General features: G+C 70.5%; 10 protein-coding genes. 5 read left to right on the plus strand and 5 right to left on the minus strand.

Annotated elements, in window-relative coordinates:
* From I0C86_RS34790 to cysN, 3 genes are all read left to right on the plus strand, one after another.
* On the plus strand, positions 1-418 hold a 418-nt coding region (locus tag I0C86_RS34790), incomplete at its 5' end, for an inositol monophosphatase family protein (protein ID WP_323374032.1).
* A gap of 37 nt (positions 419-455) precedes the next feature.
* Entirely contained in the window at positions 456-1,367 is a 912-nt protein-coding gene (gene cysD / locus I0C86_RS34795) for a sulfate adenylyltransferase subunit CysD (RefSeq protein ID WP_196205560.1), read from the plus strand.
* Positions 1,367-2,656, plus strand: a complete 1,290-nt coding sequence (gene cysN / locus I0C86_RS34800) for a sulfate adenylyltransferase subunit CysN (RefSeq protein WP_196205561.1) — start codon at positions 1,367-1,369, stop codon at positions 2,654-2,656. Before cysD ends, cysN begins: the two co-directional genes overlap by 1 nt.
* Before the next feature lie 42 nt (positions 2,657-2,698).
* Here cysN and I0C86_RS34805 read toward each other — a convergent pair whose 3' ends face one another.
* The 3 genes from I0C86_RS34805 to I0C86_RS34815 form a co-directional block, all read right to left on the minus strand.
* Positions 2,699-3,091 (minus strand): hypothetical protein, encoded by a 393-nt coding sequence (locus I0C86_RS34805; protein ID WP_196205562.1) that lies wholly within the window; start codon positions 3,089-3,091, stop codon positions 2,699-2,701.
* A gap of 291 nt (positions 3,092-3,382) precedes the next feature.
* Positions 3,383-3,934 (minus strand): hypothetical protein, encoded by a 552-nt coding sequence (locus I0C86_RS34810; protein WP_196205563.1) that lies wholly within the window; start codon positions 3,932-3,934, stop codon positions 3,383-3,385.
* Positions 3,934-4,131: a hypothetical protein gene (locus I0C86_RS34815; RefSeq protein WP_196205564.1), complete on the minus strand. Its 198-nt coding sequence runs from the start codon at positions 4,129-4,131 to the stop codon at positions 3,934-3,936. Before I0C86_RS34815 ends, I0C86_RS34810 begins: the two co-directional genes overlap by 1 nt.
* 213 nt (positions 4,132-4,344) lie before the next feature.
* Here I0C86_RS34815 and I0C86_RS34820 point away from each other — a divergent pair, with 213 nt between their 5' ends.
* Positions 4,345-4,521, plus strand: coding sequence for a hypothetical protein (locus tag I0C86_RS34820; RefSeq protein ID WP_196205565.1), 177 nt, complete (start codon positions 4,345-4,347; stop codon positions 4,519-4,521).
* Positions 4,522-4,549: 28 nt separating this feature from the next.
* Here the strand turns inward: I0C86_RS34820 and galK are convergent, their stop codons facing one another.
* Together galK and galE are read right to left on the minus strand one after the other, a co-directional pair.
* Positions 4,550-5,722 carry a galactokinase gene (galK, locus tag I0C86_RS34825; protein ID WP_196205566.1) on the minus strand — a complete coding sequence of 391 codons (1,173 nt, stop codon included), beginning with the start codon at positions 5,720-5,722 and terminating at the stop codon, positions 4,550-4,552.
* Complete coding sequence (gene galE, locus I0C86_RS34830) at positions 5,719-6,651, minus strand: UDP-glucose 4-epimerase GalE (protein WP_230395290.1); 933 nt, start codon at positions 6,649-6,651, stop codon at positions 5,719-5,721. The genes galK and galE overlap by 4 nt, the downstream gene beginning before the upstream one ends.
* A 238-nt stretch (positions 6,652-6,889) precedes the next feature.
* On the opposite strand from galE, the gene I0C86_RS34835 reads away from it, so the two are divergent.
* A partial coding sequence (locus I0C86_RS34835) for a hemolysin family protein (RefSeq protein ID WP_196205568.1) occupies positions 6,890-7,926 on the plus strand: 1,037 nt, incomplete at its 3' end.

Raw genomic sequence — 7,926 nt, forward strand, 5'->3', positions numbered from 1 at the left:
GGGTTACCCGCCGATGACGCTGCCGGCGGCGACCGGTGGTGCCGGGGCAGCGGATCCGGTGGGGCCCGGGCGGAAGCTGCGGCTCGCGGCGAGCCGCAGTCGCCCGCCGGTGTTCCTCGCCGAACTGGCTGACGAACTCGGTGCGGAGCTGGTGCCGATGGGATCGGCCGGTGCGAAGATCGCCGCGGTGATAACCGGCGAGGTCGACGGGTACGTGCATGCCGGCGGCCAGTACGAGTGGGACTCGGCGGCGCCGGTCGCTGTGGCGACGGCCACCGGCCTTTTCGCTTCCCGAATCGACGGATCCGCGCTGAAATACAACCAGGCCGATCCTCGGCTGCCCGATCTCGTGGTGTGCCGTAAGGATCTTGCGCCTCGGTTGCTTGCAGCGTTGCAGCACCATCTCCGGGTAACCTAGGCAAGTCTCTTGACTTAACCAACCGGAAAGGTCTTAAATGCGCCAGCCTGCGGCGTACCGGGTGTCGCATCTGGACGCCCTCGAAGCCGAGAGCGTCTTCGTCATCCGCGAGGTGGTGGCCGAGCTGGAGCGGCCGGTGCTGCTCTTTTCCGGTGGCAAGGACTCGATCGTCATGCTCCGGCTGGCCGAGAAGGCGTTCACACCGGCCCGGATCCCGTTTCCGGTGATGCACGTCGACACCGGCCACAACTTCGCCGAGGTGCTCGACTACCGCGACCAGCGGGTGGCCGAGATGGGGCTGCACCTGGTCGTCGCCAGCGTTCCGGAGGCACTCGAATCCGGGCTGGTCCAGGAGTCGGCCGACGGGATGCGCAACCGGATCCAGACCCCGGTGCTGCTCGACGCGGTGGAGAAGTACCGCTTCGACGCGCTGTTCGGCGGCGCCCGCCGGGACGAGGAGAAGGCCCGGGCCAAGGAGCGGGTGTTCAGCTTCCGTGACGACTTCGGGCAGTGGGACCCGAAGAACCAGCGCCCCGAACTCTGGTCGCTGTACAACGGCCGGCACCACCCCGGAGAGTCGATCCGGATCTTCCCGCTGTCCAACTGGACCGAACTCGACGTCTGGCACTACATCGCCCGGGAGAAGCTGTCCCTGCCGTCGATCTACTACGCGCACGAGCGCGAGGTCATCGAGCGCGACGGCATGCTGTACGCGGTCAACGAGTTCATCTCCCCGCGCGGCACCGAAACGCCCTTCCCCGCCCAGGTCCGGTACCGCACCGTCGGTGACGCCTCCTGTACCGCCGCCGTCCGCTCCGACGCGGACACGGTGGAGAAGGTGATCGAGGAGGTCGCCGCGACCCGGATCACCGAACGCGGCGCCACCCGGGGCGACGACCGGGTCAGCGAGGCGGCCATGGAAGACCGCAAACGGGAAGGCTACTTCTGATGACCGCCACCGCGATCCCCACCGAGGCCCGGAGCATGGACCTGCTCCGGTTCGCCACCGCCGGCAGCGTCGACGACGGCAAGTCCACCCTGATCGGCCGGCTGCTGTACGACACCAAGTCCCTCTTCACCGACCAGCTCGAAGCGGTCGAGGCGGTCAGCCAGGCCCGGGGCGACGAGTACACCAACCTGGCGCTGCTCACCGACGGCCTGCGGGCCGAGCGGGAACAGGGCATCACCATCGACGTCGCGTACCGCTACTTCGCCACCCCCCGGCGGAAGTTCATCATCGCCGACACCCCCGGACACACCCAGTACACCCGGAACATGGTGACCGGCGCGTCAACCGCCGACCTGGCGCTGATCCTGGTCGACGCCCGCAAGGGCCTGGTCGAGCAGTCCCGCCGGCACGCCTTCCTCTGCTCCCTGCTCCGGGTGCCGCACCTGGTGCTCTGCGTGAACAAGATGGACCTGGTCGACTGGTCCCAGGACGTCTTCGAGCGGATCGCCGACGAGTTCACCGCGTTCGCCGCGAAACTGGAGGCGCCGGACCTGACCGTGGTGCCGATCTCGGCGCTGCGCGGCGACAACATCGTCAGCCGTTCCGAGAACACCCCCTGGTACGAGGGCCCGTCGCTGCTGCACCACCTCGAACACGTGCACATCGCCTCGGACCGGAACCTGGTCGACGTGCGGTTCCCGGTGCAGTACGTGATCCGTCCCCAGTCGACCACGGTCACCGACTACCGGGGCTACGCCGGACAGGTCGCCTCCGGCGTACTCAAGCCCGGCGACGAGGTGATGGTGCTGCCCTCCGGGTTCACCAGCAGGATCGTCGCGATCGAGACCGCCGACGGCCCGGTCGAGGAGGCGTTCCCGCCGATGTCGGTGACCGTCCGGCTGACCGACGAGATCGACATCTCCCGAGGCGACCTGATCTGCCGTCCGACCAACGCTCCGGCGGTGGCCCAGGACATCGAGGCGATGATCTGCTGGATGGACGAGACCCGGCCGTTGCGGGTCGGCGCCAAGTACGCCATCAAGCACACCACCCGGTCCGCCCGAGCCGTCATCCGCGGTCTCCGGTACCGGCTCGACGTCAACTCGTTGCACCGGGACGAGTCGGCCACCGAACTGAACCTCAACGAGATCGGCCGGGTACGGCTGCGTACCACGGTGCCGCTGCTCGCCGACGAGTACCGCCGGAACCGGACGACCGGCGGGTTCATCGTCATCGACGAGATGACGAACCGCACGGTCGGCGCCGGCATGATCGTCGAGACCGGCTGAGGGTTCACACCGCCGCCGGACGGGCTGCCGGTGGAGGCACGGTCAGCGGTCGAACGCCAGATACAGCCCCAGGCTGAAGTTCACGATCAGGACGATCGCGCCGGCGACGGCGAACCAGCGTTGCCAGGTCATCCACCGGTTCGACTTCGCCGCCTCGACGGTGCTCGCCCTCTCCACCAGAGCCGCCGCAACCGTGATCGCGATCTTCTCCCGTTCTCCGGCGTCACGGCGATCGGAGGTCGCGTTGGCACTGAACACGGCGGCCTTCGCGCGTACCTCCTCGGTGAGACTCTGCAGCGCCCGGGTCATCGCGTCGATCGAACCGTTGATCTGTTGGAAGTGGTCATCGTGGCCCTGCAGACGTTGCTCGATCCGTCCAGCGTCGAGCCCACGGTTGTAGGCCGCGTCTTCGGGCCCCGAGTTGGTCGTCGTCATCCTGTCGACCGTCCGAGTGCGTAACCGCGCGAAGGTGCGCGTGCGGACGTGCCGCGGAGCGGTGACTGTGGAGGGTTTTCGCAGCCGTGCTGTGGCGGCGTCGTTCGCATGGTCGGCCCGGCCTTTCGATTCCGACGTGCTGCGCCGCTCCGCGCAAGCCAATCCGAATCAGGACCCCGGCATCGCGACTGCGACCCGTGACGTCGGTTGACCTCGTTTAGGTCCTTTTCTTGACAATAGAACACATTATCGCGGTCAGCCGATCACTGTCGGTGATCCAACAGTGAGCGGTCAGCCGAGAGGTCGGACGGATGCCCGCCCGGATGCCAACCCGTCGAGCGCGGTGAGTATCTGCCGGGCGTCGTGGTCGGACGTCAGCGTACGGACCGGGAACCGGGTGCCGGGTGGGAACGCCGGGTGCCGAGGGTCGCAGTCGATCCAGACGGTTTTCCCGCCGAAATTTCCACCGGCGTACACGGCAACAACCGCTTCCCACGGCAGCCAGTACGGGCGGCCGAGCATGCCGGCGGTCCGGACCCACACTCCGGAGTGGTCGGCGGCCAGCAGTGGCCCTCGGCCGATCAGCCGGCGGTACGCCACCAGCACGGGCCAGCCCAGCACCAGCATCCCTGGGATGAGGACCGGGACGGCGACGGTGTTGATCATTTCGGTCGGTGGCGTGTTCAGGTCACGGGCGAGCAGGTAACTGTGCCCTCCGACGAGGCAACAGAGCAGGAGGAGGCTGCCGCCCGCTACGCCGCCGAACCAGAACGCGAACTTGCGGCCGTCGGCCTTGACGACGAACGGAAGATCGCCGGGGATGCGATTCGGTCGGGGCGACATTATTGCGACCTCGGCCGGGCCACCGCGTCGGCAGTCAGGCCGAACGTCACCGGGTCGACTGCCGGGGGGCCGGCGGTGAAGGCCCGGCATCCGTTGATGGGTAGCCGCACAATCGACCACGGGCCCGGTTGGCCGACGTCGATCACCGGCGGTTTGCCGGAGGCACGGACCGGGTCGGTCGAGACCATGTTGGACATCGCGGCAGGGTACCGATCTCCGGTCCGGTCGGTGACCCCTGGTCGGCTGGACTCGGTGGATCCGCCGGGCTCCCGGGCCGGAGGTCGGGGCGCCTGATCGACCGCAGCAGAGCCGGGGCGAGACCGGGCCGGCGTGCAGGGCCAGGCCGACGACCCGGCAGGGGACAGCGGCAACCATCTCGCGCTGACCACGGTCGTCGACGGCCGGGCCTGGTGGCTGGACACCGGCCTGGGCGACGTACCGCCCGGGAGCTGTCCGGGTACGCGCAGTGGCGGACCGTGCTGCGGGACGTGTTCCGCCTGTCGCTCGACGACGTGCCGGACGAGCGGCTGCGGGGTGTCTGGCAACGGATCGAGGCGGACCACGCCGCGTGGCAGCGAGACGGTTGATCCTCCACGCCCGTGGTCTCCGAGATGCTCAGGACAGCCGTCGAGCTCCCGCGCCCGGGGTCGCGGTGAAGCTGGTCGGAGCCCGGAAACCCCGCTCGGCGTACGCCTTGGCCACCGCTGACGCCACCGGCTCGGCGGCGGCCCGGTCGACCAGGGCGAGCACGCAGCCGCCGAAGCCGCCGCCGGTCATCCGGGCGCCGTACGCACCGGCGGACATGGCGGCCTCGACCGCGGTGTCCACCTCCGGCACGGTGATCTCGAAGTCGTCCCGCATCGACCGGTGGGAGGCGGTCAGCAGCGGCCCGATCTCGGCGAGCCGGCCGGCGCGGAGCAGTTCCACGGTTTCCCGTACCCGCTGGTTCTCGGTCACCACGTGCCGGACCCGGCGGCGTACCACCGGGTCGTCGAGCCGGCCGAGTGCCGCGTCGAGCTGGTCGGTGCCGACGTCCCGCAGCGCCGGCACCCCGAGGGCGGCGGCGGCCGACTCGCAGGCGGTCCGGCGGGCGGCGTACTCGCCGCCGACGTGCCGGTGCGGCGCGTGGCTGTCGACGACGAGCACGGCGAGCCCGCAGGCGCCGAGGTCGAACGGGACCTGCTCCACCTCCAGGGTGCGGCAGTCCAGGAAGAGTGCGTGGTCGGGCCGGCAGCGGATGGACGCCGACTGGTCCATGATCCCGCACGGCATCCCGACGTAGCCGTTCTCGGCCCGCTGGGCCAGGCCGGGGCGGTCGGCCACCGGCACGTCCAGTTCGGCCAGGTCGAGCAGCGCGGTGAGCACCGCCGCCTCCAGGGCCGCCGACGAGGAGAGGCCGGCACCCAGCGGTACGTCTGAGGCGATGGCCAGCCGGGCGACCGGCACGTCGTGACCGGCCTCGTAGAGGGCCCAGACGACCCCGGCCACGTACGCCGCCCAGCCGCCGACCCGCCCCGGCTCGGCGGCCTGGGCCCGGCCGAACGAAACCTGCTCGCCGGCCTGCTCCGACCACACCGTCCAGCGTCGGCCGGAATGGGGCGCTGCGGCGACGACGGTACGGCGGGGCAGCGCGAACGGCAGTACGAAGCCGTCGTTGTAGTCGGTGTGCTCGCCGATCAGGTTGACCCGGCCGGGCGCCGCCCACAGCCCGTCCGGCCGGCTGCCGTACGCCCTGGTGAAGCCGGTGCTGGCCCGCTCCGTCACCGGACCGTCCGGCGCACCCGTCACGCCTGGCCGTCCTGGAGCCGGGCCTGGTAGAACGTCCAGGCGTCGGCGACGATCTCGGGCAGGCCGGGCTTGGCCGGGATCCAGCCCAGTTCGTCGCGGGCCCGGTCGGCGGAGGCGACAAGTTCGGCCGGGTCACCCGAGCGGCGGGGTGCCGTCTCCGTCGGCACCGGATGTCCGGTCACCTCGCGGACCGCCTCCACCACCTGGCGGTTGGTGAAGCCGTTGCCGTTGCCGAGGTTGAAGACCCGGTGCTCGCCGGGCCGGGCCGTCTCCAACGCGAGCAGGTGCGCCCGGGCCAGGTCCTCGATGTGGATGTAGTCCCGTACGCAGGTCCCGTCGAGGGTCGGGTAGTCGTCGCCGAAGAGTTGCAGTTTCTCGCGCCGGCCGGCGGCCACCTCGAGGGCGATCGGGATCAGGTGGGTCTCCGGCTCGTGCCGTTCGCCCAGGGCGATGCCCGGCCGGAGGTACGCCCCGGCGACGTTGAAGTAGCGCAGCGAGACGGCGGCGAGCCCGTGCGCGGTGGCCATCGAGGCGAGCGCGAAGTCGACGGCGAGTTTGGTGGCGCCGTACGTGTTGGTCGGCAGCGTGTGGGCGGTCTCCGCGATGGGCAGGCTGGTCGGGTTGCCGTACACGGCGGCGGTGGACGAGAAGACGAACCGGGGTACGCCCGCGGTCCGGGCCGCGTCGAGCAGAGCGAGCGAGCCGACGGTGTTGTTCGCCCAGTAGAGTTCGGGCTTGACCATCGACTCGCCGGCCGCGATCAGCGCGGCGAAGTGCAGCACACCGTCGAAGCCGGCGTCCGGGGTGAGCACCTCGGCGGCGTCGTGGATGGACGCCTGGACGAAGGTGGCCTCCGGGGCGACCGCCTCGGGACATCCGGTGCGAAGGTCGTCGAGGACCACCACCTGGTGCCCGGAGTCGAGCAGCATCCGGGTGACCACGCTGCCGATGTAACCGGCGCCCCCGGTGACGAGGAGTTTCACGCCCTGTGCCTTCCTGACTGGTGTGATGGGATCGGTGCTGGTGTGATGAGCGGACTGCGTTGACCAAGGCCCGAAGCATTCCACCACGTTCGGTCAATTCTGCACAGAGCCGAACACGGCCGGGAGGATGAACTCCGGTCCAGGGTGCCCACGTCGGGCGCCTCCGGTGTCTACCATTTCTGGCATGCGGGAGTCCGGCAGTACCGGGCCCCGGCGACGATCGCCGGGGCATCCTCGAAGGGACCCGGGCCCACTCGCCCGGGCCCTGGCCCGAGTCGTCGTACGTGCGGCGGACGGGGCGACCCGACTGGTCACCGCACTGCTCGGGGCGAGCCCGACGGCGGGCCGGGAGCAGATCAGCGAGGCCGAACTCCGCGACCTGGTCGCCGTGAACACCCGGCTCGACCCGGTGGAGCGGGGCATCATCGACGAGGTCCTGGAGGCCGGCGCCAGCCTGGTCCGCGAGGTGATGATGCCCCGGACCGAGGTGGTCTTCCTGGCGGCGGGGCTGCCCCTGAAGGAGGCGGCCCAACTGGTCCGGGCGGAGACCCACACCCGGTACCCGGTGGTCGACGGCACCCACGACGACGTGATCGGCTTCGTGCACCTGCGCGACGTACTGCTCCGACCGGACGACGACGCCTGCACGACGATAGGCGAACTCACCCGCGAGGTGAAGAAGGTGCCCGGCAGCAAGCGGGTGCTCGCTGCACTCACCGAGATGCGCCGCGAACGCCACCACCTCGCCGTCGTGGTCGACGAGTACGGCGGCACGGCCGGGATCGTCACCCTCGAAGACCTGATCGAGGAACTGGTCGGCGAGATCCACGACGAGTACGACACCGACCCCGACCCCGACCTGACCGGTGGCCCGGTCGAGGTGGACGGCCGGCTCAACCTGGCCGACTTCGCCGAACGGGCCGGCTTCGCGCTGCCACCCGGCCCGTACGAGACGGTCGGCGGTTTCGTGATGGCGGCGCTGGGCCGGTTGCCGGTCCGCGGCGACGAGGTCCCGGTGCCCGGCGCGGAGGAACTGAACGGTTCCGGTGCGGTCCGGGCCGGTGGTGGACCGGACGATCCTCCTCCGCCGGGTGGGTGGCTGCTGCGGGTACTGGCGGTACAGGGTCGACGGGTTGCCCGGGTCGGCATCTCGGTGGGCCGGCTGCCGGAGCAGCGCACGAGCGTGCCGGTGCCGGACGTGGGTCGGGCGGACTGCGGGGC

It is taken from the genome of Plantactinospora alkalitolerans, from assembly GCF_015690345.1.
Taxonomy (GTDB): Bacteria; Actinomycetota; Actinomycetes; order Mycobacteriales; family Micromonosporaceae; genus Plantactinospora; species Plantactinospora alkalitolerans.

What these genes read in the sequence shown, in the direction of transcription:
- galE (WP_230395290.1), bottom strand. Translation starts at nt 6,651, where the DNA reads ATGCTGCTCGACTCCGGGCACCAGGTGGTGGTCCTCGACGACCTTCGC.
- I0C86_RS34805 (WP_196205562.1), bottom strand. Translation starts at nt 3,091, where the DNA reads ATGACGACGACCAACTCGGGGCCCGAAGACGCGGCCTACAACCGTGGG.
- I0C86_RS34810 (WP_196205563.1), bottom strand. Translation starts at nt 3,934, where the DNA reads ATGTCGCCCCGACCGAATCGCATCCCCGGCGATCTTCCGTTCGTCGTC.
- I0C86_RS34815 (WP_196205564.1), bottom strand. Translation starts at nt 4,131, where the DNA reads ATGTCCAACATGGTCTCGACCGACCCGGTCCGTGCCTCCGGCAAACCG.
- cysN (WP_196205561.1), top strand. Translation starts at nt 1,367, where the DNA reads ATGACCGCCACCGCGATCCCCACCGAGGCCCGGAGCATGGACCTGCTC.
- cysD (WP_196205560.1), top strand. Translation starts at nt 456, where the DNA reads ATGCGCCAGCCTGCGGCGTACCGGGTGTCGCATCTGGACGCCCTCGAA.